Source organism: Collinsella aerofaciens (assembly GCF_018785265.1).
Taxonomy (GTDB): Bacteria; Actinomycetota; Coriobacteriia; order Coriobacteriales; family Coriobacteriaceae; genus Collinsella; species Collinsella aerofaciens_AI.
Genome location: NZ_WQPK01000047.1, coordinates 88,453 through 112,985, shown reverse-complemented (window position 1 = coordinate 112,985; position 24,533 = coordinate 88,453). Strand labels below are relative to the sequence as shown.

The following is a 24,533-nucleotide window of genomic DNA, read 5'->3' as shown; positions in this document are numbered from 1 at the left end:
GTTACTCCTCCGATGCGGTGGCCGCGGTGTCGTCACCTTCGGTACCATCACCGGCAGAAGGCTCGGCCAAGCGGTAGCCTACGCCGCGTACGGTCTCGATGGCGCTGGCATGCTCGCCCAGTTTTTGGCGAAGCGTCTGCACGTGCACGTCAACGGTGCGCGAACCGCCGTCGAAGTCCCAGCCCCACACGCTCTGCAGCAACGACTCGCGGGTAAAAACCACGCCGGGCTTACGCATGAGGTACTCGAGCAGGTCGAACTCGCGCAGGGTGAGCTTAAGCGGCTCGCCGGCAACGGTCACCTCGCGATGGCTGGGCGAAAGCACGATGTCGCCCACGCCGAGCACATCGCTCGCCTGCTTGACCATGCCGCCGCGACGCAGCAGTGCGCGGCAGCGGCTCGCAAGCTCCATGAGCGAAAACGGCTTAGTCAGGTAATCGTCGGCACCGCCATCGAGCGCCATCACCTTGTCGAGCTCGGTATCCTTGGCGGTAAGCATCATGATGGGCACCGTCGCCGTCAGGCGATCGGCACGCAGTCGACGCATAATCGCCAAGCCATCGGTATCGGGCAGCATGATGTCGAGCAGGACGGCATCGGGTACCCGTCGCGCCACGGCAGCCTTAAACTCACCGTCGCACGAAAAGCCTTCGGCCTCAATCCCCTGCTTGCGCAGTGCATAGACCGTCAAATCCCTGATGTTGTCATCGTCCTCGACGTAATAGATCATGTTGAACCCCTTTGCGGCCGGCATGACCGCATCTTAACCCTAAAGGTACCTTTACTAGATGGTATCAGCCAAAACGTCCCGTCAAATAATCCGCCGTGCGCGGATCGGTCGGATTCTTGAAGAGTTGCGCGGTGGGCGCGTGCTCCACCAGCTCACCCAGCAAAAAGAATGCGACCGAATCGGAGATACGCGCCGCCTGCTGCATATTGTGCGTAACGACCACGAGCGTGCAGGTCTCTTTGAGCTCGCAGGCCAGCTGCTCCACCACCAGCGTCGACACAGGGTCGAGTGCCGAGGTCGGCTCGTCCATCAGCAGAATGTCGGGCTGCACGGCAAGTGCGCGGGCGATGCACAGACGCTGCTGCTGGCCGCCCGAAAGACCCAGACCCGACTCTTTGAGCTTGTCCTTGACCTCATCCCATAGCGCAGCGCGACGAAGGGAGTCCTCGACCAGCTCATCCAGCGCAGCGCGATCGCGCACACCCATACCGCGCGGACCATACGCGACGTTGTCGTAGATGCTCATGGGAAACGGGTTGGGGCGCTGGAACACCATGCCCACGCGCTGGCGAAGGCGGCAGATGTCGTAGTCGCCCAGGATATCTTGACCATCGAGCGCAATCTTGCCCTCGATGCGGCAATCCTTGATGCCGTCGTTCATGCGGTTAAAGCAGCGCAGCAACGTGGACTTTCCGCAGCCCGAAGGCCCGATGAACGAGGTGATCTGCTTGTCGCGGATCTTGATATTCACGTCCTTGAGCGCATGGTGGTCGCCATAGAACAGGTCGAGGCCCTCGACATCGATACGCGTCGGCGAGGCGGCAAGATCCTCTGCCGTGGGGCGAGTCGCATCCCCAACCTCGCGCTCGCGCGCGGCCTCGGCCTGCGCTTTCATGAGTTCTTCAAGCTCCGTGGGCTCCACAGCCGCAGCAGCCGTCATACCGCATACCTCCACATCGATATCAATTCAGCAGTATCGATAGTAGGAATCGCGGCTCATATGCACGTGAGCGCATTGTCAAGTGTTTGTAAGGGCACACTGGCTATGCGGCGGGCAGCTCGATGGTGAATATCGTGTGTTCGGGCGTCGATTCACATGCAACGGTACCGCCGTGCGCGCATACGATCTCCTTGGCGATGGCAAGCCCCAGTCCAGCGCCGCCGCGATTGGTCGCACGCGCCGCATCCAGGCGATAGAACTTCTCAAAGATCACCTTGAGCTTTGCCTCAGGGATGGGATCGCCCTGATTGATAAAGCGCACGCGCACGCCACCGCCGTCCCGGCGTCTGGCCTCGATCGTGATGGTCGAGCCCTCATAGCTATAGGCAATAGCGTTTTTCATGATGTTGTTGAACACGCGAGCCATTTTGTCGCCATCCACGAGCACCGTCAGGTCCTCGCGAATATCAACTTGGACTTCCTTATGCTGCTCGTTGAGGATGGGATAGAACTCGTCAGCCACCTGAGCCAGCAGCAACCCCAGATCAACATAGCCGCGCGTGAGCACGATATCGTGGAAGTCAAAGCGCGTGATATCGAAGAACTCTTCGATGAGCGCATCGAGCCGGTGCGCCTTGTCGAGAGCCACGCCCGTAAAGTGCGCACGTTGCTCAACCGGCAGCTCAGGAGCCTCTTGCAGCAGCGAAAGATAGCCCACTACGCTCGCAAGCGGGGTGCGTAGGTCATGTGCCAAGTACGTAACCAGATCGTCCTTGCGATGCGACTCGTCACGCAGAGCTTGCTGCACCTTGCGCTCACGGTCACGCACGCGGTTAAGGGCGCCCTCGACCTCCAAGAAGTCGCCGTCGATGTTGTCCCAGGTGTCGGGGTGATCGATCAGGCGATCTTGAATACGAGCGGCCAGCACACAATCGGCATGCTGCTCGCCCTGTTCGTAGCCCTGGTAGTACAGGGCACGGCCGCACAAGAACAGCACGCACGCGGCAAGCGCCAGCACAAAGCCAAGCATGTTGAATACAAAGCCGGCATCGAACAGCACCGGCCCTTCGATGCCGCCGAGCGCCATGGCGCCAATCGCCAACGTCATGGCCCACGCGGCGCCGCCAATCACCACGCAGCGGCACACGATCTCAAATCGATCGATCAGCAAAAAGCCGACAAGCAGCACCGCCAAGATTCCGACGATGTTGTCGATGCCAATCAGCAGCAGGCTCAGCAAAAAGAGCAGCACCGTTGCAAGCGCGCGGTTGTCGACGACCGACCTCACGTATTCAAAGAGCCGATCGGGCACCTCGAACGCTTGCCTATCGTCTTTTGTCATATCAAGATCCTCACAAGCGAAAAGCGTTATTCGATGATGTAGCCGACGCCCCAGACGTTTTTGATAAAGCGTGGCTTTTGTGCGTCGTCGCCGATCTTTTCGCGCAAGTGGCGAATATGCACCATCACCGTATTGTTGGAGCCGGGCATAAAATCCTCGCTCCACACCGCGCGGAACAGGTCCTCCACGGCCACCACGCTGCCGCGATGCTCGACCAGATACAGCAAGATTGAATACTCGGTGGGTGTGAGGCGTACCGGTGAACCGTCCACTGTCACGGAACGAGCATCGCGGTTGATCTCCAAGCCGTCGAGCTGAATGGTCGGCGACTCGGCCGCCTGTGCACGGCTACCGTAGCTGGTGTAGCGGCGAAGCTGAGCGTGCACGCGCGCGATGAGCTCCAGCGGACGGAACGGCTTAACCACGTAATCGTCCGCGCCAAGCGAAAGGCCCCCGATCTTGTCTTGCTGGGCATCGCGCGCCGTCAGCATGATCACGGGATAGGTATGGCTGGAACGGATCGTACGCAGCAGCTCAAACCCATCGATATCGGGCAGCATGACATCAAGCAGCGCCAGATCGAACTCCTGCTCCAAAATCGCCTTGGCAGCATCGGCCCCGCTATAGGCAATCTGGACATCAAAGCCCTCTTTTGTAAGGTAGATGCCAACCAAGTCGGCGATGGCCTTCTCGTCATCAACTACCAAAATGCGCTCGTTCATGCGTGCTCCTCTCGCGCTCCATTATGCCTGAGGCGACGCACGCCACACACAACAAGCGTGGGTGATTAAGTCGGCCTTAAGCACCCTTGTGCCCGTTCGGGTGCGGATGTGGGCCAAGCGCGCACGCGATGATCGCCGACGCCGGCAAACGATATACTCTAGTTCCAGAAGAGACCATCCCGTCGAAAGCGAAATCTGTGAAGTCCCTCACCTCTTTTGCAAAGCGCTCAGCCCAGCTTGCCGCCGGCTTTGTCTGCGCTATCGCCCTTGCCGCCGGCGCGCCCACCGTCGCCGGCGCCCAAGTGCTCACGACCGACAATGTTTGCGGCAAAACCGCCGATGCGCGCGGCATCACGGCCGAAAACCTGCCCGATATCGATGCGACCAATGCCCTCGTCATGGGCAAAGACGGTACCGTCTACTATGCCCGCGGCGCCGATGAGCAGGTCAAGATTGCCTCGATCACCAAGGTCATGACCGCAATCCTAACCGTCGAGAATTGCAAGATGGACGAGAAGGTCACGGTGAGCAACGCCGCAGCCACCGTGGGTAATTCGACCGCTGGCTTGCTCGAAGGCGACGAGCTTACCGTGGAGCAGGCACTGCGCGGCCTGATGATTCCCTCGGGCAACGACGCCGCCATCGTTCTCGCCGAATATGTGGGCAAGAAGATCGACCCTAAGACCAAAGACGCCGAGGCCACATTTGTGAAGGCCATGAACGAGCGCGCTAAGAAGCTCGGCTGCACCGGTACGCTTTTTGAAAACCCGCATGGTCTGGACTTTGATGAGTGGGCTGGCAATATGCACTCAACCGCACACGACGTAGCGCTGATGATGCAGGAGGCCATGAAAAACGACACGATCCGCGAGGTCGTAGCGAGCGAGGATTCCTGGATCGAGGTCACGGGCGCCGACGGCACCGACCATTCGCATTCCATGGACACGCATAACTATTTGCTGGGTCAAGATGGCAACATCGGTGGCAAGACCGGCACCACCGACGACGCGGGCTATTGCTTTACGAGCGCCTACAACCGCGACGGCGACGAGATCTACACCGTTATTTTGAACTCCACCACCACCGATCAGCGCTTTACCGATACCGCTACCCTTGCCAATTGGTACTACGGTCACAAGGTGACGGTCGCAATCGCCAACACGCAGGAAAAGACCGCCAACGGCAACCCGCTTATGGCACGCATTAGCCAGACAGATTGGACGGACAAGACGATCGACGCCACGCTCGCCGACCCCGCCGCACAGACAACGGTGTTCTCACTCGCCGGCAAAGTGACCGAAAAAGTTAGCTACGATGACCTTTCGGGCACGGTGCATGTTGGCGACAAGGTAGGCAGCGTTACGCTCAAGCAGGACGGCACCAAGGTCGCCGTCATGGACCTGGTTGCCGACGAGGAAGGCACAGGGCCGAATCCCATTGAATGGCTCCTCGTGAAGCTCGACCGCTTGGGCCGCCGCATCGACAACCGCCCACTCACGGCAGAAAGCGAGACCGTAGCCAAGGCGCCCGAGGTGTAGGGCTGGGGGAACATTACATTTGAGATTGGAGAGGCGTCCAACGGGGCGCCTCTTTTTGAATACCTCTTAAACGGGATGCGTCAGAATCACCAAAGCGACATTGCTAGCCGTTTACCTTCGCTGTGTCTTTTCGGACCTTGAAAACGGGTCCACCGGGCATGCTAGTAGATCCTTTCGACCTCCTTGGTCAAGGCCCTGAAAAGATCCCCAGCTGAGGGGTCTGCCCCAGGACACAGCGATTGCCAGGCACCCGTTTCTCCGATGGTGCCCGCACTCGTCATAACAAGATCGTCGCTCCGCCTGCGAATGGAGACACTAACGGAGCGGCCATTATGGAACCCATGGATATCGACTTTATTTATGCGCCCATCAGCTAGATAACTAATCATGACATTGATGCTGTCACCATACTCCGGCAATTCGAAGCCGTGGGAATCCATCAATAGCTTCACGTCCTGATGGTAAATGCGGGCCTCGACAACATTCTTGGGCATTTTCCCCGTCTTTGTTGGAGAGCAAAAGCTGATGCTTGGCTCCTCTTCGCTCATGCCTCGGTCAAACCTAAGCATGCACGGGCATACCGACTCAATGGTTCGCAAGGCGTCCGCCGCGACCTTTTCCTCGGTAAACATCTCCACGTCGATGCCGTTTTCTTCCATATAGGCACGGTTTTTACGTTGAAGCTCTAGCCGAGCCGCAGCCTCCCCATCTCCACGCTGTTCCCAATTTCCGGAGTCGGCGACATTTCGATCGAATGTAGAATCAACGGAACATGGCGCTTGCTGTTGAGTCGGATCACTGTCGCCGAGACGCCTTAGCTCGGAGCGTCTCATCAGTAGTGTCACAATATCAAACAGCCAACCAAATCCAAAAAGGCCAAAGGTAAAGAGATATAGAAAGAAGCTACCCCACATCCGTGCATACGCCCTATGAGCGCCCGACCACCCAAGAAGGAAGCATAGCAAAAGCGTCTTGTTTGCCCTGTCAACCGACGTAATCTCTCGAGTGAGAGATTTCTGTTCAGGCTTCGCCAAAGGTGTAATTTCATGCGATGAAACAGTAATTGAGGACGTCCTTGACGCCGAGCTCCGAGCGCCTGATTTAGCAACGGCGCGAGCGACATCCCCAACTCCGACGGTCGTTCTGCTGTATACGGCATTTTAAGCAGCCTTCTTCGGATTTTTGATCCACCCCATGCCCTTCTTACCATAGCCGGGGATTATCGCCCGCTTTACCGCGCGCTTCGCTCTGCCGGTCGTTCTTGCCTTGAGTGATGTCTTTAGATTCGGCTTACGCAGCCCGACCTTTACCATATTTCTACTCCATCCCCTCGGAACCCCACACCGGGGTGCACGAGCACGCCTGGGTCTCCCCGTTTTCAAGCGCCCCGTGTTTGCCTAATGTTCACGCCCTTTCGGACTCTAATCCCCAGCTGACATTCTTGATAATAAAAAAGGGCCCTAAATGGGACCCTTCTTCAAAGTCATACTGGCGGAGAGCTGGGGATTCGAACCCCAGATGCCCTTTTGGGGCATACTCGCTTAGCAGGCGAGCACCTTCGGCCTCTCGGTCAGCTCTCCGTAACAGCCGTTCTATAGTAACCAAACAGCCGAAGTTGGGCAAGGGGAATTTTGAGGCGTTTCCTCTTTTACCTCTCTTTTACCAGTAAACGTCTCAGTCAATCATCTCAACCTGTAACATCTGCAGGCCTTAATCCCCTCCAGATGTTACAGGTTGAGACAAAGATACAAGGACGGCCCCAGCGACAGCGCGGACAGCCCATTCTTTATTAGTCCTCTCGAACGGTCTCCAACAGATAATCGCGCATGTACGGAATTGCAAACGAAACACAGCCATAGCCCGCGGGCTCAATCAACCCCGCATCGATCAGACGCTTGCGATATGACCCAACTTTGTTCGCCGACAAACCCATCTTCTTGGCGATATCGCCGTTGGCGATATCGACGCCCTCGCATTGAGCCATCGCCGCGAGATACTGAAACTGCCGTTCCGACACCCTGCGCAGCGCTGGGGCAATCACCATAGCATTAAAGCTATCAAGAGCCGCCTGGATACCCTTACGAGCCGCCTCTTCGCTCACGCTCTCCGCCCCACTGCGCGCAGCAACCTGCCAAGCGTAATATCCGACCAGCTGGACCATAAAGGGATAGCCTGCCGAAGCTTTTGTTAATAGCTCAGCGGCACCTTTGTCGAGCTCCTTGCCCGCTCGTCTCATCGTATCCTCAAACGATCCGCCAACTTCAAAATCGGAAAGCCGAGTAAGTTCAACATGTTTGGCTCGCTGAAGGAACGTCAACGTATCATCCACCACCACGCCATCTACCGATGTCGGCAGTCCGGCGAAAGCGAAAGCGACATTCGCTCCTTGGCGGATCAAGAGCTGCATCTCATTGCCTAGCTCGCGCATTTCCTCAGTTGAGGCATCCTGGATCTCGTCGAGCGTAATGAGCAGACCACCGCGCTTCGCAGCATCGTACATCGCCTCGCCCAGATGAGAGGCCGACTTCGACATCTCCATGGAGCCAAGGCTGACCCCTAAAATCGATGGGGAAATCGAGATTGATTCAAGACGAACGTTTCGCTGCAGAGCCTCGAGGATTCTATTGCAAAAACCAGCATTGGAGGCAACGTCAACGACCTCGAATCCTTTTTTGCGTGCAAGGTCACCCAATGCATTAAGGAGCACCGTTTTACCTGTGCCTCGGACACCCGAGATGCGCATGAGTCGATCGGGGGCACCAGGGCCATTCTCAAGAGCTTCGGCAAAGTCATCCAAAACAGCGTCGCGTCCGATAAGCTCAGGTGGATTCATGCCCGCTGTTGGCTTAAAGGGATTAATAGCTTTTGACATTCGACCTCCTCTGCCAGTTTTAACAACTTTAACAAAGTTTAGCAACTTTAGCAGAGTTTAACAGTTTTAGCAGGCTCGACGGCTTTATGCCTTACCGATTCTGTCGGGTCCTCCCGCCCGCACCGATACAAATAGCGCGGTGCGGCCCCTCTATACCGCCCCTACCCCAGCGAGCGGTTGAGGGAGCCGAGCTCGTCGTTGCCCATGGTGCGCCACATTTGGAAGATGCAACCGCGTGCCAGGAAAAAGAAGCCGTTGTCGACCAGTTGCACAGCGGCATCTGCCAGCTGATTCGTCACGGCGGACACTGGCGGCAACTCAAGTCCAGCCTTGTGGATGGTCTCGACCGCCTCCTCGAACGTCGGAGGCTCGCTGACGCCCATCTCATTCATAAGACCCTGCATTTCTTCCAGCGCACTACTGCCCGATTCCTCACCGCGCGGCACCAGACGGTAACAAGCCAGCGCTAGGTCGACCTGATCGCAATTCCAATAGGCAAACGCCAAGCGATAGAACAGGTAGCCGATTGCAGAACGATCGCTGGCAATACGTAGGCCGTGGCGCGCCACCTCGATAATCTCGTCAAAGCGCTCCAGACGCGCAAGCACGTTGATGAGCGCAAAGTGCGATTGCATGGACGAGCGTGCCAGATCGTAAAGATGGCGCACCTCGGGCAGTGCTCGTTCAAAGTCCTCTTGCTCGGCATAAAAGCTGCAGATCTCGTGCTGGGCAAAGTACAGTGCATCGGGCGCACGAAGGATTCGCACAGAGCGGTCTTCTTCCAACACCGGTAGCACCATGCGCACCAGCTGGTTATCGCAAAACTGCGTTTGAACCGGACCTGTCGCCAAAAGCTCGGCGACGGCGCACTTAGCCTCCAACTCCTCGACAAGACGAGAAAAGCCTTCAAAAGCACTTGCATGGTCGACTTTTGCCTGCTCGCGCAATTCAACAACACGGGCCACGTATGGGTCGTCGTCCTCTTCCATGACCTCCAACTCGTCAGCCGTATCGGCAAGTAGCAGATCGCGCAGCGCCGGCGGCAGCGTGCGATGGTCATCACGCGGACGAGCATGAACCTCCGCAGGCTCAATCGTCTCCGGAGCGGTTGACTCATACGCCTCAAGCACACGCTTGCACGGCATATCGTCCATATCCATGCTCTCAAGATCCTTGGCGACAGACACGCAATCGGCCAGATAGGCCGCGCGCCCAAAGAAATACGTTGTGACAACGCGCTCGCCCTGTTCACTGTCGGGAGCAGCAATCTGCACACAGCAGCGCGTGATGCAGGTGCCCGCGGCAAAACACGCTGCCGCAAGCGTGAGTGCCACGCGCGCATCGTGCTCCGCGGCCCAGATCGCGCGCGCGTCCTCGTCCAGCTCGCGCCAGGCGTCATCCTGAGCGTCGTATTCACGTTGCGGCATGGCATCAACGACAGACTGCCCAAACCGAACGAGCATAATCCCCTCGGCAACGTTTGCCCGATAGGTATAGTCGAGCCGCGTGACCACGTTGAGTGCCTCAACGATTCGCGCAAAACGGGTGCGCACGTCCCACTCGCCGCCCGGCTGGCACGAAACCGTTCCCGGCTTGGCCCACGGGTTATCGCTCGAGGCCGTATCGAGCAGTCGGGGAACATCGTTGGTCGTCTTGGCGATATGCCACGCATCAAAGAGCGCGCAGCCCTCAAGGCTCGGCGAGGATGCCGCGGGGGCCAATCCGGCCCCGATGCGCTCGAGGATGCCGGAGAGGCGGTTGAGACGGCACTCGATGGCAAGCAGCATGTCAATCTCGTCCTGGTCCAGCAGGCTACGATCAAAATTGAGATAGAACAACTTTGACCGGTCGATGCGCGCTAGGCTCATTTCTGACTTGGCGGCAATGGTGCGCAGACGGGGCAAGTCGACCTCGCTCATAAGGGCGGCGGCATAACGCTCGATACCGCTCGGATTCTCGGCATGGTCGACACGGTAGAGCAGCGTCTCGATAGCGTCAGGTAGCGGTGCCGTGTTAAAGCCCAAAAACACCTCGACCGGCTCGGGCAACTTTACGAGCTTTATTTTGTCGACAACGTTTTGCATGTCCGCATCGAGACCGTCGACGCCCGCCGTGTTCGCAATAGCGCTTTCGGAGTTGGCAAATATCACGTAGCGCAGGAACATCGATGCCATGAACTCGCCGTAAGGAAGGGCGCGGATCGAATTCCATGTCTCGTGGTCGGACCGCTCGCGCATGGGGCCTTCGGGAGAACCGACAGTTTGCGCACATGCGTGCATTGCACCGTTGGCTTCCCTTACCATAATCTCACCAATACTGGAGTCCGACTCGTCAAGGACCAGTTCCATGTCGGGATCGTTGGGCAGCGGAGCCTCGCTGACGGGGCGGTCCACCTTGTACACCTCACCCGAAACGCTTACGTAGCCCAAAAGCGACACATGACTTTTGCCGACGAATTCGACGACATAACAAGATTCATGCTGATCCTCGCCAAAGAGTTTCCAGACCACGCCATATGAGCGTCCCGCAGGCTGCTCGGGCATCGCCGGAAAGCGCTTCTTGGGATCGAGAAACCTGAGCTTGTATGTCGGACGCTCTGCCACGAAGTATCACCCTGATCGGTCGCTTGAAGAAGGAGTGGTCGCGAATAAGTCGCGACATCTACTCGGAATCTTACACGAGTCGACAGGAAATCGTCCGCTTCACGCTCGCGCCTCGACCGAGGTTCGAATCCGTGCGGTGCCGGCGTAAAAGAAAAGCCCCCGTTGCCGGAGGCTTTCGATTTCAATTGGTGCGGCGTATAGGATTCGAACCTATGACGTTCTGATTCGTAGTCAGACCCTCTATCCAGCTGAGGTAACGCCGCGACTTGTTGATTATTATGCACATCAACTGAATAAAGGTCAAGCAATTTTCGAAAAAAGTTATTGAATTTGATTTTTACTCATTTAGACCACTTGATGCGATCTTCGACGCATCGCGATATAAGAAAAGCTCCCGTTGCCGGGAGCTTTAAAATCAATTGGTGCGGCGTATAGGATTCGAACCTATGACGTTCTGATTCGTAGTCAGACCCTCTATCCAGCTGAGGTAACGCCGCAACGCACGGATTATTATGCACGTGACCCCTCGATGGGTCAAGCGACAATTTGGAAAAATTTTACGAAGTGATGATTAAGATGCTCGCGCCTCGACCGAGGTTCGAATCCGTGCGGTGCCGGCGTAAAAGAAAAGCCCCCGTTGCCGGAGGCTTCAAGTTCAATTGGTGCGGCGTATAGGATTCCGCGCATCCGCTGCGCGGATCCGCACCGGCTCCGCCCGCCTTCCGGCGTGCTCGCCCGCGGGCTAAAAACGCTCCGCGTTTTCTTTACGCCCGCGCCTCGACCGAGGTTCGAATCCATGCAGTGCCGCCGTAAAAGAAAAGCCCCCGTTGCCGGAGGCTTTCGATTTCAATTGGTGCGGCGTATAGGATTCGAACCTATGACGTTCTGATTCGTAGTCAGACCCTCTATCCAGCTGAGGTAACGCCGCAGCGCAAGACATATAAAACCACTTTAGCTTATTGGAGTCAAGCACAATCTCAAACTTTTTTGTGGAACGCAGTTTTGTCATGCTGCTCCGCATATACCGCCGTTCCCCGTACGATCGATTGGCTTTTCGATCACGTCAAACTTAGCATCAAGTTCCCTCAGGAGCGATCTCACCAGCTGGGCACAGTCATAATCGGCAAACGAGATGCTCAGCATGCGCGCGACCTGGTTGGAAGTCCCAACTCCATAGAAGTGCTCCAGCGCCACAAGCCCCTCGTGCGTCACAAAGGTCTCGACCACATGCGGCGACTCCTCAAAGCACCATTGTGTCAACGGACCCTCACTCGTCTGCCGAACCACCAGGCCGCCCATGCCAGACGGCTCACACGTTACAAGCAGGTACTCCCCGCCCTCGTCGCTCTCAAACAAAACCACCCGATCATCAAACAGCTCCATCGCGTCCCCTTTCTCTCGCTCTTATTTAGCAAAAGCATAGCAGGTAGATGGCTGTATACAGAACAGTTGTTCGTGTGTTTTCTATTGAGCTGTCCGCACAGCATGGTATGGACCTGCGCACGAAATAGGGCGCCCCCGAAGGAGCGCCCTTGCATATCCCCTATGCAGCCAAGTTACGCGACCGGCTCGATCTTCTCGAGACCGCCCATGTAAGGACGCAGAACCTCGGGGATCGTGATGGTGCCGTCGGCGTTCTGGTAGTTCTCCAGAATGGCAGCCATGGTACGACCAGCCGGCAGGCCGGAACCGTTAAGGGTGTGCAGGTAACGCGAGCCCTTGAAGTTCTCGGGGTCGCGGTACTTGATGTTGGCGCGGCGGGCCTGGAAGTCGCCGCAGTTGGAGCAGGAGCTGATCTCCTTGTAGGCGTTGTAGCTCGGCAGCCAGACCTCGACGTCGTAGGTCTGACGGGCAGAGAAGCCCAAGTCGCCGGTGCACAGGCTAATCACGCGATACGGAAGGCCCAGCTGCTGCAGCAGATACTCGGCCTCGGCGGTCATGCTCTCGAGCTCCTCGTCGGACTCCTCCGGCTTAGCGAACTTGACCATCTCGACCTTGTCGAACTCGTGCTGACGGATGATGCCGCGGGTATCGCGACCGGCGGAACCGGCCTCCTCGCGGAAGCAGGGGGTGAAGGCGGTGTAGCGACGCGGCAGAGTGTCGGCATCGAGGACCTCGCCGGCGTGCAGGTTGGTAAGCACGACCTCGGCGGTGGGGATCAGGAAGTTGTCGCCCGAGACGTGATAGGCGTCGTCCTCGAACTTGGGCAGCTGACCCGTGCCAAACATGGTCTGACGCTTGACGACGATGGGCGGCCACCACTCCTTAAAGCCACGGCTGGTGTGCGTATCGAGGAAGAAGTTGATGAGGGCGCGCTCCAGGCGGGCGCCAGCGCCACCGAGAACGGTAAAACGGCTGCCGGAGAGTTTGTTGCCGCGCTCGAAGTCGAGGATGTCCAGATCGGTGCCCAGATCCCAATGCGGCTTAAAGTCGAAGTCGAACTCGCGCGGGGTGCCCCAACGACGGCGCTCAATATTCTCGTCCTCGTCCTTGCCGTACGGCGTGGCCTCGCAAGGAATGTTGGGCAGGTGAGCCATGAAGTCGTACTGCTCCTGCTCGAGAGCAGTACGGCGCTCGGCCAGACCGTCAATCTTCTCGTTGACGGCGCGCACGGCCTCCTTGGCGGCCTCGGCCTCGTCCTTCTTGCCCTCCTTCATCAGGGCGCCGATCTTCTTGGACTCGGCATTGCGCGTAGCCTGGAGCTCCTCGACCTCGGTGATGACGGCACGGCGCTCGTCGTCGAGCTCAAAGAACTTCTCGCGATCCCAAGACGTCTGGCGGTTAGCCATGGCGACATCGATGGCATCGGGATTCTCGCGAACAAACTTGATATCAAGCATTAGATCCTCCGGCGATATACATTCCATTTAGGTTGCAACCTTGTACATGTATGGGCAAGTATATACTTATGAGCGTTTACGACCCAACTCAACTACGCAAGAAGGCACCCAATGGACGCAGTTTTTTCCTTTTTGTTTGGCACCCGCACCGGTTTTGCCATCCTTTTCGCCGGCGGCATCCTGTTATTTGCGATTCTTGCCTTTGTAATGGAGAAGCGTACCCATAAGATGTACGTCGACCGCGGACCCAAGTCCGAGGATGAGGAAGACAGCTTCTGGGACTAACCTGCCAAAAAGGGACAGGTTTATTTTGGTCTGTTTTATCTGGGCAAACGCAAGCGCCCCGCAACTGGAATTGAGCCAGTTGCGGGGCGCTTTTCGCTAAAAGGACAAAACCGCAGGAAAAACCTGCCAAAATAAACCTGTCCCTAAATGGCAGGTTTTACTGGAGAGTTGCGTCGATTGCCTTGACCAGGGCGCTGCGCATGCCGGCGTCCTCGAGCGCAACGACGCCCTTGATGGTGGCACCACCGGGCGAGCATACGGCATCCTTCATCGCCGCAGGATGCTGGCCAGTTGCAAGCTGCAGCTTTGCCGTACCCAGCACCATCTGGCTCACAATGCGATAGGCATCGGCACGCGGGATACCGTGCTTGACCGCCGCATCGCTCAGGGCCTCGATTGCCATAGCGACAAATGCCGGAGCGCAACCACCCACCGTGCCGCCCACAAACAGCAGGCTCGTATCGAGCTCGACCACCGCACCGAGCTTGCCAAGCAGATCAAGCACCACTGTGCTCTGCTCATCACTAAGCGTGGAAGCCTTCTCACAAGCGATGACGCCCTCGCCCACCGAAACCGGCGTGTTGGGCACCGTCGAGATATGCGCGACGCCCGGCAGGACCTGCTCCCACTTGGCACTGTCCCAGGTCCAGGCAACCGACAGAACGACCTTTTTGGCAAGAGCATCCTTGAGCGGGGCGAATATCTTCTCGATCATGTACGGTTTGACCGCAGCGACCACGATATCGGATGCGGCGACAACCTCGGCGGCATCGTGGCAGGCGACCATGCCGCGCGCCTCGCAGCGCTCAACCAGTGCGTCGTAGCGACCCGCGCAGGCGCACATGTCGCCCGCAGCTACACCGGCAGCGATCCAGCCATCGGCCATAGCGCTCGCCATATTGCCAAAACCGACAAATCCAATCTTCATATCACATAGTCCTCTCAGGCACGTTCCTCAAAACGGAAGCTATTGTCCCATGCCATTGTTTCGTATTGCCGACCTATTTGTGATACGGCTCGCCGCGGCTGATCTTGCAGGCGCGGTAAATCTGCTCTAGCAGCACCACGCGCGCCAGGTTGTGCGGTAAGGTGATGCGTCCAAAGCTGAGCATCTCATCGGCGCGGGCGCGCACCTCATCACTCACGCCGTCCGAACCGCCGATTACAAAGGCAATGTCGCTGCTGCCTCGCAGCATAAGATCGTCGAGCCGCGCCGAGAGCTCCTCACTCGAACGCTCCTTGCCCTCGATAGCTAGCAGGATCACATGCGCCCGAGACGGCAATGCAGCAAGAATTGCCGCCCCCTCCTTGTCGCGTGCGGCATCCACGCCGCCCGCCTTAGCCGGGTCGATATCGGCCACCTCGCGGATATCAACCTTGGCATAGGCACCTAGGCGCTTGGTGTACTCAGCGCACGCGTCCTTCCAAAAGCGCTCCTTGAGCTTACCGACGCAAACGACGGTGTATTTCACGCGCGTCTACTCCTTCGAATCGTTTTGAACTTTGCTGGCTGTCAGCATCTGCTCGAACATCGAGGCCGACTGCGAGAAATCGCTCGGCAGCACGACCGTCGAGGTTTTACCCGTACGAGCGAACTCCGTCATCATCTCGGACCACTGCGTAAACATGAACAGCTGGTTGGCCTCGTCGTTACCGACTCCCGTCTCCTGGATGATCTCGAGCGAATCCTTGATGCCCAGCGCGATGGCCTTGCGCTGGTTGGCGATGCCCTCGCCCGCCTTTTCCATCGCCTCAGCCTCGGCGGTCGCCTCGGTGACGCGCTTGATGCGGTCGGCCTCGGCGAGCTCCTGCGCGGCAGCGCGCTTTCGCTGGGCGGCATTGATGTCGTTCATGGAGTTCTCGACCTCGGTCGGCAGCGCGATTTTGGTGATGAGTGTCGACACGAGGGTGAAGCCGTAGGCAGCCATCTGCTCGGACACGGTGGCATTAACGTCCTTGGCGATGTCATCCTTCTTGGCAAAGACCTCATCGAGTGTGTAGACGGGAATCGAAGAGCGCAGAGCGTCGGTGATGAAGTCACGCATCTGGTCGACGGGCTCCTGCAGCATATAGTAGCTCTTGTAGATGCCCGAATCTGCCGGGCCGGCGCCCATGTCATAGCTCACGTGGTACTGAGCAGAGACCTCAAGGCCGATGGTCACGTTGTCCTGGGTCTTAACGTCGATGCCAAAACCGTTTTTCATGGTGCGCAGACTCACCGTGGCGGCCTTGCGGTCGATCACGGGCACCTTCATGTGGAAGCCCGCGTTGACGATGCGGTTAAACTTGCCCAGACGTTCGATGATCACGGCATGCTGTTGTTCAACGACATAGCAGGCGTTGGGAAGCAGCAGCAACAGAATGATAATAGGGATCAAAAGACTGGTAAGGGCGGCGATGATACCGGAAAACAGCATGGCTTCTCCTCTATTGGGCATACATTGGCACTAGGATACCCGTCCTGGACGGCCCCAAAGGCCCGATGGCAGGGCCAGTGGGCAAAAAAGACCAAATATGAGTACTGTCACTATTTTAGTAGCAGCCTATTTAGCAAAATAGCACCCTGTCGAACCCGAGATCCTTCCAAATTGAGCCGCTTTGTCTCAAAGCCGAATCAAATTAACGTACAGCTGTTGCGTAATTATCACAAAATAGACCTCTAGAAATGTTGCCGCCTTTGTGACAGTACTCATATTTGCCGTTTTTTGCCCACTGGGGTTTCGGGCATACGAAATATCGGCATTGGATCCGTAAAAACAGCCTGCCGGCGGACTCGCCAGCTCGCTAAAAACGCTCCGCGCATTCTTTACGCTCGCTCTTTCGCGGGTCCAAGTCCCCGCGATGGGCCCATAACAAAAAAGCTCCCATTGCTGGGAGCTCTTTCATGTAATGGTGCGGGCGAAAGGACGTCCGCGTATCCGCTCCGCGGATCCGCACCGGCTTCGGCCGCCTGCCGGCGTCCTCGCCAGCTCGCTAAAAACGCTCCGCGTTTTCTTAACGCTCGCTCTTTCGCAGGTTCAAGTCCCCGCGATGGGCCCATAACAAAAAAGCCCCCATTGCTGGGAGCTCTTTCATTCAATGGTGCGGGCGAAAGGACTTGAACCTTCATGGGGTTGCCCCCATACGGACCTGAACCGTACGCGTCTGCCAATTCCGCCACGCCCGCGTGCAGGAATTAGAATAACGGAGCGCCAGCGCGAACGCAAGAACTATTTTTGAAAAAGTTTACGAGCGTTATTGCGTATACATTTGAGGGCCCTCACAGCCCCATCATGAATTTAGCATGCGTCCTCTTCATGCCGTGATTCTCGTAAAACCGGTGAGCACCCAACCGTGCGGCATTTGAGGTCACCTCGATTACCTCGCAGCCCTGCTCTCGTGCACACGCAATGGCCCTCTCAAGCAGCAGTGTCCCGCGTCCACCACCACGGTATCCCTTGTCAACCACGAGCTCGCAAATCTCGGCCACGGGGTGTTCATGGTGAAGCTGCCGCTCGACGCGCACGTTCACAATCCCGACAACGTCATCCTCTTCGAGCACAAAAGCGAAAAATGGCTGTCGGGCAAGCTGCCAGGCAAAACGCTTACAGAACGTCAATCGGTCAAACCGAGTGTCCTCGAGCTGGCACATGAGCTCGTACACCGCGTCGGTATCGGCAACAGTCGCCATTCGAACTGTCATCTCCGGACCCCCTAAGCAAGCAGGCGTTCTTGGTCGAACAGCTGCGCGACGGACTCGCCGGCTTCATCCGGCGTGATGAAACAAGACCCGACGCACTCGGGGGCGCCATAGCGCCCATGGTAATCGCTACCGCCGGTGCACACGATTCCGTACTGCCGTGCAAGTCTAAAGGCCTCTTCGGTCGCAACGGCATCGTTATCGGGATGAAACGCCTCGATGCCCATCAGACCTGCCTTAACAAGTTCGGGGATAGCCCCCCACGAGTCCATCTGCTGGGGATGTGCGAGCACGGGCACGCCTCCCTGTTCGCGAGCAGCCCGAACAACTGTAAGTGCGTCGGGATAGGAAATGTCGCGCTCGGCAATACCGCCATTTTTAAATAGCCGACGATAAACGCACTGATATTCGCCATCTCGATAGCCTAGCCCCGTAAGCGCCTGCATGACATGCTGTTTGTAGACACCAGTACTTGCCCGCGAGACTTCGACCACGTCGGCCACCGATGCTTTTCGCCCGCAGGGGGCCATCCCTTTACGTTCGAGCGTCCATGCCTGCCACAGGGTGTTGGCAGTACGGCGGGCAAGCGTTTCGTTTACCAAGAGCTCAAGCGGGCCAGATTCATCCGCCGTAGCCGCGAGGCCGTAGCAAAGAATATGAATCTTGCGTCCGGTTTCCGAGTCAATGCAAGAAGCCTCAACGCCCGCAATCACGGGAAAACCCATCTTGCGGGCTTCGGCGCGTACGGATGACAGCTGGCGCAAACTGTCGTGATCGGTAATGGCAATACCCGAAAGACCCCGCTCACGAGCCTCGGCAATCAATGCCTGCACCGATTGAGAACCATCGGAATAAACCGAATGCGTATGCAGATCAAATGACCCCTGCACGGATCTATGTTCCTGCATCCGTCCCTCCTATGCCTGGACAAACCCACCAGTCTGCATGTTGTACTCACGATCGCAAACGCCTTCCATGAACTCCAAATCATGGAAGATGCCCAGCATCGTAGTACCTCCGGCCTTGAGTTGCTCAATCAAATCGCGGACTCTGACCTTGCTCGCGTTATCGAGGCTGGCAGTCGGCTCATCCAACAGTAATAGACGTGGACGACGCACCATAGCGCGCGCGATGTTGAGCCTGAGCTTCTCACCACCCGAGAACGTATTGGGATACAGGTCCCACAGGGGCTTGGGGAAGTCGAAATGCTCGAGCATGCGCGTTGTCTCCTCCTCAATCGCATCTTCATCGGCAAACGCCTCAGCGGCACTCGCGTGCACGATTTCACGGGCCGTGGTACGTGGCACGGCATCGAGGAACTGGGAGACATAGCCAATCTCGTAGTTGCGCAGATAGATCACACGACGTTCATCGAGCGTGGCAAGGTCGACCGGACCAAAGGCCTCGGAATCGTACACGATGTGGCCGCTTTCCGGCAGATTCGTACGATAGATGCACTTGAGAATCGTGGATTTGCCCGAGCCCGAGCGGCCGGTAACGCCCACGAACTCACCCGGCAGCACGCTCAGCGAGATATGTTCACAGCCGCGCACGCGACGGTCGGCGGCATGCAGGGTAAAGCCCTTGGAAAGATCCTCGATCGCAAGGAGTGGGCATACATCGAGCTGATAGAATTCGATTGAATCGCCCATTACTTGTCCTCCGATCCATCCGTACCCGCCACGGCTGCCGGCACGTGGTCGGCGGTCTCGGCGATCGTCGCGGCATCGGTGGCAAAACGGGCAGACATGCTCGGCAGCGCCGGATACCACATACGCGAAACCACACGGCCATCCACCAGCGTCGCCGTGATCACGGGATAGGTGCGCTGGCCTTCCTCAACCTCACGAATGACCAGAATATCGGCTTTCTTGCCCTCTTCCAGACTGCCAACCTGATCGTCGGCATGCACGGCGCGCGCCGGGTTGATAGTGAGCATGGCAAACGCCTCTTCAAGCGGCAGCTTGAAATCATGGTGCAGGGCAAAGGCACTCTGCAGCATTGCCGTGGGATAGTAATCGGAGCACAGCACGCTCGCCACTCCGTTAGACACGGCGTCGCGCGCCGAAAGGTTGCCCGAATGGCTCTTCCCCAGCAAGATGTTGGGTGTTCCCATGACGGTCGACATGCCATGCTCGCGAGCAGCGCGCGCCACCTCTAAACTCACCGGGAACTCAGAGATCGTGCAGCCGAGCTCACGCATAAGATCCAGATGCTCGACCGAATCGTCATCGTGGCTCGCCAGCGCAATGCCGTTTTCACAGGCAACATCGGCAAGATATTTGAGCTGATCAAAGGAAAGCTTGGGTGCCGCCTGCTGAGCGGCGACGATCCGCTCCGCCTCTTCGTCACTCAGCTCGTGATCGCCGCGAACGCTCTTGCGCCAGATCTCGATATCGCGATATTGACCCTGGCCGGGAGTGTGGTCCATAAATGAAAGCTCGTCCACCTCGCCCGAGCGCAAATGCCCCTCAACTTGCTCAACCAGATTGACGTTATCGACCTCGAGACGCAGGTGCAGGCGATGACGAATCAGATGGGCGTTTCGTCCCTCGGTGCGCTTGCAGCCGGCGATAAGCGCCATGATTTTCTCGGTGTTCTCCCAGCGCCGGACCGGCTTGGCGTCCATGATGTCCTGCGCATATGCCGAAAGCGAGTGATACATTGTGGTGATGCCATGGGCGATGAGCTCACGCTCGGCCTCGAACAATGCCGTCGAGAAGTCCATGAGCACCGTCGGGCGCGGCGAGATAACGGTCTCGATATAGTCGGAATGGATATCCACAAGACCAGGCGTGACATAGCCACCATGAGCATCGATAACGCCGGCTCCCGCGGCGGTCGCATCGAATTTGCCTTGGCGTTGAATTGCGGCGATCCTGTCGTCTTCGACCACAAGCTCATAGCCAAAGAGCAGGCGGTCGGGCTGAACAATGATTCCGTTGCGGATGACGTACATCGGCGAACCTCCTAAAGAAGCGAATAGACGAGTTCTTGGGTGTAGGCGTGCTGCGGATCTTGCATGATCTGATCGGTCAAGCCATGTTCGATGACCTGCCCGTCGAGCATCACGATAGTGCGATCGGCAAGCAGGCGAATCACGCCCAGGTCATGGCTCACCACAACCATCGAGACTCCCAGGTCACGACGCAGCGAGAGGATAAGATCAAGCACGCGCGCCTGAACCGAAAGGTCCAAACCGGTGGTGACCTCGTCCAAGAACAGCAGCGGAGGACGGTTGGAAAGCGCCTTGGCAATCTGCACGCGCTGCTGCATACCGCCCGAAAACGCGCGCGGTGGATCTTGTTCACGACGCAAGGGGATGTTCACGCGATCAAGCAGCTCGCGGCCGCGATCGACCATGGAGGAAACGTCACGGATACCGGCAGCGATCTGCTTCTCGGCGATATTGGAAAGACTCGAGAAGTTCATGCGCAGGCCCAGGTAAGGGTTTTGGTAAACCATGCCAAAAATCTCATCGCGAATAAGGCGCTTTTGCTGGCGAGAGAGGTCAAAGCAGTTGCCTTTGCCCCCATCATATGCAGCGACACGCATATCGCCCGCCGTGGGCTCCTGGTCGAAATAGAGGCACTGCATGAGCGTCGACTTGCCCGAACCAGACTCGCCCACAATGCCCAGAATCTCACCGCGATGCACCTCGAGCGAGATGTCGCGCACCGCGTGCACCGTGCCGCATACAGGACAGATGTTGCGCTCGAGCTTGGCATGCGGGTCGCGGCAGTAGTCACAGCCGACGCCAAAACGCTTGGCCAGATGGCGAACGGACAAAACCGGAGCCTTATCCTTAAATTCATGATGAACCGTAGCGGGAAGCATCGTCGTGCCTTTACTCATCGCTTCCGCCCTCCTCGAGACGCTCTGCGCAATAATCGGTATCGGAGCACTGCCATGCCTTCTTGCCCGTAACGGGATCGATGGTTTGAGTCATATAGACGCCCGTCGCCCCACAGATGCAGCAGCGCTTACCTTCAAAATCCTCGCGCACAAAGGGATGGTCTTCGAAGGCGAGCGACTCCACCTTGGTATGGGGCGGCACGGCATAGATCTTCTTCTCGCGACCGGCGCCAAACAAAAAGAGATTCTCGGCATCGTTGAGCTTGGGATTGTCGAAACGCGGAATAGGGCTCGGCGCCATAACGTAGCGATCCTGCACCATCACGGGATGGTCGGCACCGGTAGTCGTGGAGCCATAGCGCACGATCTGCTCAAAAAGCTCCAGATATGCCCCGGTGTACTCAGCTTCGGCATGCAGACGGCGCGTCACGCTTTCGCGCGCCTCGTAGGTGCGCAAGGGCTCTGGCATGGGAACCTGCAGCACCATGAGTTGTTCGCGCTGCAGCGGACGCTCAGGGATACGGTGACGGCTCTGGATGAGCGTCGCGTCCGCCGTGGACGTGGTGGTCTCGACGCCGGTAGTCTCGTGCACGAGGCTGCGAATAGACACGGCATTGACGCTCGCGTCCGAGCCCTGGTCGATTACCTTGAGCACGTCATCGGGACCGATGCACGACAACGTGACCTGCAGGCCACCCGTACCCCAGCCGCGGCCGATGGGCATCTCGCGGCTGGCGAACGGCACCTGGTATCCGGGAATGGCGACGGCCTTCAAGATGGCGCGGCGAATCTCGCGCTTGGAGCCCTCGTCCAAAAAGGCAAAGTTATAGTTGCGCTGCACGAGAACCGTCCTCCTTCTGTCCCTCGGCGTGATTCATAGAGCGCAAGGCTGCATCGAGCTTGCTTTGGAACGTCACGTAGTGCGGCAGCTTGAGATGGCTGATAAAGCCCGTGGCTTCCACACCGTCGATGTGATAGAGCACGAACTCCTGATCCTGTGTGGGGTAGCGAACGTCGTCGACGCGCAGCGAATGGTCGAGGACGCTCATGGCGATGGCCTTGCTCTCGTCGCTGCCGGTAACGAGGCCGTAGCCCACATCGAGCGCGTTCACATGCTCGCCCGTCTCGGTCACCTCGTCGTTGGCGATCAGGCTTTCGACCTCACAGACCGGGAGTGCTCCCAGATAGTACGCGTCGTCGGCAGAAGCCTGAGAGGGATCGGTTCCGGGGGCATCAATCGTCACCGGCACGCTGCCGCGGCGAAGCTCGCCCACCGTGGGATGGGAAATGCCAAAGCCGCGAATGGCCGCGTACCCGATGGCGACAACCGCCTGCGTGAGGCCACGCGAGAGGGCCTGCAGGATAACGCTGCGCGGCGCCGGCGTGAAAAGCGGGGTCTTGGTGATATCGACGGGCTCGGTGTCGTCGATAGCAACCGGGCGGATCATACCGATCTGGCGCAGGTAATCGCACACCTTGGGCACACAATCGAGAGGCGTGGTCTCGGCCACGCCATAAAAGGCCTCGGCCGCTTCATCCAGACGCTCATCGATGACAGCGCGCGCGGCACGGACATCGGCATCGGTCTCTTCGCTTAGATCAAAATTGATAAGGCGATGGCTGTAATCGCGGGTCGCGCCCAAAATCTGTCCGCCCTCGATATCTTTGAAGGCCGCGGAGATGTGACGCGAAACGTGCATCTCGCCCGTATCGATCACACGCGATGTATAGAGGCGCTCGAGGGTGGAACGGTAGGCACGCACCAAAAAGACGGCCTCCTCGATAGAACCCGACGCCTGCTTGAGGGCGATTGCAGCAACCTCGGGAGCCCAAACGGAGCCCTCAGACTGCACCTGCTCGACCGCATGCGGCATGGCCTCGATGATGAGTGCGGGATCGAGCGCGCGGCCACCCGCAACGCGCTCGCGCTCAAGCAGCTCAAGCGATGCGGCGATTGCCTGCTCGCCGCCGGAAACGGCTACATATCCCATGATTCAACCTCCCTGCAAGCGCTGGAACGGGGAACGGCGGCGATATGGCCAAACCCGTCTACAAACATCAGGTCGATGCCGCAGGGAAACTCGTCCAGACGCGCAATACGCGAGCGCAAGACATCGCCGCGATCGCACGAGAAGTGCGAAGTGCCGTCAACGCCGGGGCCACCGAGCTCCCAGGAGCTCTTGGTACACGCGTGCGAAGCGGAGCCGACGCGCAAACCCTGCGCATCCAGTCCCAAAAGCACCGAGCACTCGACGATAACCGTCGCGCCGCGATGCGGCTGTTCAAGCGTCCCCGCCGTAAGCGCAGCGATTGCACTCGCCGCGCCCTCATCTCGAAAAGCCTCCGGAACGATCACGCACGCAGCTTCGCTCGGCGCCGCAGGAGTCACGTGCGTTCGACTCGCGATCTGCCGGGCAGCACGCTCAAAGCCCGTGGTCGCCATGCAAAAAGTCGTACCGCTATCGAGCAGCATGTCCGCCAACATCAACGTCGCGGGGAATAGGCCACAGCGCTTCGCCTCGACCTCATAGGCATCCGTGACGGATAGGCGGCAAACCTCGCCGGGGCGCGCCATGCAGTCCAGAACCGTACGAAACGTTCCCTGCAGCTCGAAGGCGCGCTCGTCAAGGGACGGATCGCGATCGAAAACCTCATCCTGCTCGTTCATTTGACCACCGCCTGAACACTCATGTCCTGGCCAGACATTTCATCGAACTCGACACGCGACACATAGGTGAGAGCATCCTGTGCAGCCACGCGCTCAAACATGGCAGCACGCGCCTCCTCGACGCGGCGCTCGAGTTCCGCCAAACAAGCCGGCGCCGGATCCATTGCATAAGCGGCATCGATTACCGCGAGCGCACGAGCATGCGCGGCATCGGTTCCCATAAGCACGCCCAGGCCATCGGCCTCGCCAATGCGCACGCGGCTCTCGGTAACAAGCACCTCGCTCAGATAAAAGCGGCTGTTGCGAGCCGTCTCGCGCACCTGACACATCACAAGGCCCTGGTGCGCCGGCACAATATCTTCGGCAGGGGCGGCGGCCTCGACCAGGCCCGCCAGTTCGAGCGCAAGCGCAGGGCCGCTCTCAACCAGGACCTCGGTCCTCTCTCTTCTTGTTAGCATG

General features: G+C 58.2%; 23 protein-coding genes and 5 tRNA genes. 2 read left to right on the top strand and 26 right to left on the bottom strand.

Translation table 11 applies throughout. The annotated features are described in order from the left end of the window. Nucleotide 1: 1 nt before the first annotated feature. From GPK42_RS09425 to GPK42_RS09410, 4 genes are all read right to left on the bottom strand, one after another. Nucleotides 2–730 (bottom strand): response regulator transcription factor, encoded by a 729-nt coding sequence (locus GPK42_RS09425; RefSeq protein WP_215694908.1) that lies wholly within the window; start codon nt 728–730, stop codon nt 2–4. Between the two features lie 64 nt (nt 731–794). Further along, nucleotides 795–1,670, bottom strand: coding sequence for a phosphate ABC transporter ATP-binding protein PstB (pstB, locus tag GPK42_RS09420; RefSeq protein WP_215694906.1), 876 nt, complete (start codon nt 1,668–1,670; stop codon nt 795–797). A gap of 103 nt (nt 1,671–1,773) precedes the next feature. Further along, nucleotides 1,774–3,012: a sensor histidine kinase gene (locus GPK42_RS09415; protein ID WP_196031719.1), complete on the bottom strand. Its 1,239-nt coding sequence runs from the start codon at nt 3,010–3,012 to the stop codon at nt 1,774–1,776. A 26-nt stretch (nt 3,013–3,038) separates the two neighbouring features. Beyond that, nucleotides 3,039–3,734, bottom strand: coding sequence for a response regulator transcription factor (locus GPK42_RS09410; RefSeq protein WP_195503860.1), 696 nt, complete (start codon nt 3,732–3,734; stop codon nt 3,039–3,041). 197 nt (nt 3,735–3,931) lie between these two features. On the opposite strand from GPK42_RS09410, the gene GPK42_RS09405 reads away from it, so the two are divergent. Then, nucleotides 3,932–5,272, top strand: coding sequence for a D-alanyl-D-alanine carboxypeptidase family protein (locus tag GPK42_RS09405; RefSeq protein ID WP_215694905.1), 1,341 nt, complete (start codon nt 3,932–3,934; stop codon nt 5,270–5,272). Between the two features lie 161 nt (nt 5,273–5,433). Here GPK42_RS09405 and GPK42_RS09400 read toward each other — a convergent pair whose 3' ends face one another. From GPK42_RS09400 to serS, 9 genes are all read right to left on the bottom strand, one after another. Then, nucleotides 5,434–6,237 carry a TM2 domain-containing protein gene (locus tag GPK42_RS09400; RefSeq protein ID WP_255413478.1) on the bottom strand — a complete coding sequence of 268 codons (804 nt, stop codon included), beginning with the start codon at nt 6,235–6,237 and terminating at the stop codon, nt 5,434–5,436. Between the two features lie 524 nt (nt 6,238–6,761). Then, nucleotides 6,762–6,852: transfer RNA gene (locus GPK42_RS09395), tRNA-Ser, on the bottom strand. A 209-nt stretch (nt 6,853–7,061) separates the two neighbouring features. Beyond that, nucleotides 7,062–8,144 (bottom strand): AAA family ATPase, encoded by a 1,083-nt coding sequence (locus tag GPK42_RS09390; RefSeq protein WP_252200233.1) that lies wholly within the window; start codon nt 8,142–8,144, stop codon nt 7,062–7,064. A gap of 161 nt (nt 8,145–8,305) precedes the next feature. After that, the gene (locus GPK42_RS09385; RefSeq protein WP_215694903.1) at nt 8,306–10,747 is read right to left on the bottom strand and encodes a tetratricopeptide repeat protein; all 2,442 of its coding nucleotides are present in this window, start codon (nt 10,745–10,747) and stop codon (nt 8,306–8,308) included. A gap of 186 nt (nt 10,748–10,933) precedes the next feature. Then, nucleotides 10,934–11,010 (bottom strand) — tRNA-Arg (locus tag GPK42_RS09380). Between the two features lie 157 nt (nt 11,011–11,167). After that, nucleotides 11,168–11,244 (bottom strand) — tRNA-Arg (locus GPK42_RS09375). Between the two features lie 354 nt (nt 11,245–11,598). Then, a tRNA-Arg gene (locus GPK42_RS09370) sits at nt 11,599–11,675 on the bottom strand. Between the two features lie 77 nt (nt 11,676–11,752). Further along, a complete protein-coding gene (locus GPK42_RS09365) occupies nt 11,753–12,130 on the bottom strand; it encodes a hypothetical protein (RefSeq protein WP_215694902.1) in 378 nt (125 codons plus the stop codon). Between the two features lie 173 nt (nt 12,131–12,303). After that, nucleotides 12,304–13,587: a serine--tRNA ligase gene (gene serS / locus GPK42_RS09360; RefSeq protein WP_040359108.1), complete on the bottom strand. Its 1,284-nt coding sequence runs from the start codon at nt 13,585–13,587 to the stop codon at nt 12,304–12,306. Between the two features lie 111 nt (nt 13,588–13,698). Between serS and GPK42_RS09355 the strand changes: the two genes are divergently transcribed. Beyond that, nucleotides 13,699–13,872, top strand: a complete 174-nt coding sequence (locus GPK42_RS09355) for a DUF6724 family protein (protein ID WP_006235069.1) — start codon at nt 13,699–13,701, stop codon at nt 13,870–13,872. 157 nt (nt 13,873–14,029) lie between these two features. On the opposite strand, the gene proC is transcribed toward GPK42_RS09355, so the two are convergent. From proC to GPK42_RS09290, 13 genes are all read right to left on the bottom strand, one after another. Next, nucleotides 14,030–14,800 (bottom strand): pyrroline-5-carboxylate reductase, encoded by a 771-nt coding sequence (proC, locus tag GPK42_RS09350; protein ID WP_215694901.1) that lies wholly within the window; start codon nt 14,798–14,800, stop codon nt 14,030–14,032. Nucleotides 14,801–14,873: 73 nt separating this feature from the next. Continuing rightward, entirely contained in the window at nt 14,874–15,344 is a 471-nt protein-coding gene (rlmH, locus tag GPK42_RS09345; RefSeq protein WP_035136824.1) for a 23S rRNA (pseudouridine(1915)-N(3))-methyltransferase RlmH, read from the bottom strand. Between the two features lie 6 nt (nt 15,345–15,350). Next, nucleotides 15,351–16,289, bottom strand: coding sequence for an SPFH domain-containing protein (locus GPK42_RS09340; RefSeq protein ID WP_215694900.1), 939 nt, complete (start codon nt 16,287–16,289; stop codon nt 15,351–15,353). Between the two features lie 662 nt (nt 16,290–16,951). Further along, a tRNA-Leu gene (locus GPK42_RS09335) sits at nt 16,952–17,038 on the bottom strand. A gap of 93 nt (nt 17,039–17,131) precedes the next feature. Then, nucleotides 17,132–17,554, bottom strand: coding sequence for a GNAT family N-acetyltransferase (locus tag GPK42_RS09330; RefSeq protein WP_252200232.1), 423 nt, complete (start codon nt 17,552–17,554; stop codon nt 17,132–17,134). 11 nt (nt 17,555–17,565) lie between these two features. After that, the gene (locus tag GPK42_RS09325; protein ID WP_215694899.1) at nt 17,566–18,459 is read right to left on the bottom strand and encodes a PHP domain-containing protein; all 894 of its coding nucleotides are present in this window, start codon (nt 18,457–18,459) and stop codon (nt 17,566–17,568) included. A 9-nt stretch (nt 18,460–18,468) separates the two neighbouring features. Continuing rightward, a complete protein-coding gene (locus tag GPK42_RS09320; protein WP_215694898.1) occupies nt 18,469–19,203 on the bottom strand; it encodes a phosphonate C-P lyase system protein PhnL in 735 nt (244 codons plus the stop codon). Further along, nucleotides 19,203–20,510, bottom strand: a complete 1,308-nt coding sequence (gene phnM, locus GPK42_RS09315; protein WP_215694897.1) for a phosphonate metabolism protein PhnM — start codon at nt 20,508–20,510, stop codon at nt 19,203–19,205. Before phnM ends, GPK42_RS09320 begins: the two co-directional genes overlap by 1 nt. Nucleotides 20,511–20,521: 11 nt before the next feature. Continuing rightward, nucleotides 20,522–21,406: an ATP-binding cassette domain-containing protein gene (locus GPK42_RS09310; protein ID WP_215694896.1), complete on the bottom strand. Its 885-nt coding sequence runs from the start codon at nt 21,404–21,406 to the stop codon at nt 20,522–20,524. Then, nucleotides 21,399–22,247, bottom strand: a complete 849-nt coding sequence (locus GPK42_RS09305; RefSeq protein ID WP_215694895.1) for an alpha-D-ribose 1-methylphosphonate 5-phosphate C-P-lyase PhnJ — start codon at nt 22,245–22,247, stop codon at nt 21,399–21,401. Before GPK42_RS09305 ends, GPK42_RS09310 begins: the two co-directional genes overlap by 8 nt. Then, a complete protein-coding gene (locus tag GPK42_RS09300; RefSeq protein WP_215694894.1) occupies nt 22,231–23,397 on the bottom strand; it encodes a carbon-phosphorus lyase complex subunit PhnI in 1,167 nt (388 codons plus the stop codon). The genes GPK42_RS09305 and GPK42_RS09300 overlap by 17 nt, the downstream gene beginning before the upstream one ends. Beyond that, nucleotides 23,385–24,074 carry a phosphonate C-P lyase system protein PhnH gene (gene phnH, locus GPK42_RS09295; protein ID WP_215694893.1) on the bottom strand — a complete coding sequence of 230 codons (690 nt, stop codon included), beginning with the start codon at nt 24,072–24,074 and terminating at the stop codon, nt 23,385–23,387. The genes GPK42_RS09300 and phnH overlap by 13 nt, the downstream gene beginning before the upstream one ends. Further along, nucleotides 24,071–24,532 carry a phosphonate C-P lyase system protein PhnG gene (locus GPK42_RS09290; RefSeq protein WP_215694892.1) on the bottom strand — a complete coding sequence of 154 codons (462 nt, stop codon included), beginning with the start codon at nt 24,530–24,532 and terminating at the stop codon, nt 24,071–24,073. Before GPK42_RS09290 ends, phnH begins: the two co-directional genes overlap by 4 nt. Nucleotide 24,533 lies beyond the last annotated feature (1 nt).

Bases quoted from the DNA above. Each gene is read 5' to 3' on its own strand.
- pstB (WP_215694906.1), bottom strand. From the start codon at position 1,670: ATGACGGCTGCTGCGGCTGTGGAGCCCACGGAGCTTGAAGAACTCATG.
- phnH (WP_215694893.1), bottom strand. From the start codon at position 24,074: ATGAACGAGCAGGATGAGGTTTTCGATCGCGATCCGTCCCTTGACGAG.
- GPK42_RS09390 (WP_252200233.1), bottom strand. From the start codon at position 8,144: ATGTCAAAAGCTATTAATCCCTTTAAGCCAACAGCGGGCATGAATCCA.
- GPK42_RS09325 (WP_215694899.1), bottom strand. From the start codon at position 18,459: ATGCAGGAACATAGATCCGTGCAGGGGTCATTTGATCTGCATACGCAT.
- GPK42_RS09320 (WP_215694898.1), bottom strand. From the start codon at position 19,203: ATGGGCGATTCAATCGAATTCTATCAGCTCGATGTATGCCCACTCCTT.
- GPK42_RS09425 (WP_215694908.1), bottom strand. From the start codon at position 730: ATGATCTATTACGTCGAGGACGATGACAACATCAGGGATTTGACGGTC.
- GPK42_RS09300 (WP_215694894.1), bottom strand. From the start codon at position 23,397: ATGGGATATGTAGCCGTTTCCGGCGGCGAGCAGGCAATCGCCGCATCG.
- GPK42_RS09355 (WP_006235069.1), top strand. From the start codon at position 13,699: ATGGACGCAGTTTTTTCCTTTTTGTTTGGCACCCGCACCGGTTTTGCC.
- GPK42_RS09415 (WP_196031719.1), bottom strand. From the start codon at position 3,012: ATGACAAAAGACGATAGGCAAGCGTTCGAGGTGCCCGATCGGCTCTTT.
- GPK42_RS09330 (WP_252200232.1), bottom strand. From the start codon at position 17,554: ATGACAGTTCGAATGGCGACTGTTGCCGATACCGACGCGGTGTACGAG.
- phnM (WP_215694897.1), bottom strand. From the start codon at position 20,510: ATGTACGTCATCCGCAACGGAATCATTGTTCAGCCCGACCGCCTGCTC.
- GPK42_RS09365 (WP_215694902.1), bottom strand. From the start codon at position 12,130: ATGGAGCTGTTTGATGATCGGGTGGTTTTGTTTGAGAGCGACGAGGGC.
- GPK42_RS09310 (WP_215694896.1), bottom strand. From the start codon at position 21,406: ATGAGTAAAGGCACGACGATGCTTCCCGCTACGGTTCATCATGAATTT.
- GPK42_RS09340 (WP_215694900.1), bottom strand. From the start codon at position 16,289: ATGCTGTTTTCCGGTATCATCGCCGCCCTTACCAGTCTTTTGATCCCT.
- GPK42_RS09290 (WP_215694892.1), bottom strand. From the start codon at position 24,532: ATGCTAACAAGAAGAGAGAGGACCGAGGTCCTGGTTGAGAGCGGCCCT.
- GPK42_RS09410 (WP_195503860.1), bottom strand. From the start codon at position 3,734: ATGAACGAGCGCATTTTGGTAGTTGATGACGAGAAGGCCATCGCCGAC.
- serS (WP_040359108.1), bottom strand. From the start codon at position 13,587: ATGCTTGATATCAAGTTTGTTCGCGAGAATCCCGATGCCATCGATGTC.
- proC (WP_215694901.1), bottom strand. From the start codon at position 14,800: ATGAAGATTGGATTTGTCGGTTTTGGCAATATGGCGAGCGCTATGGCC.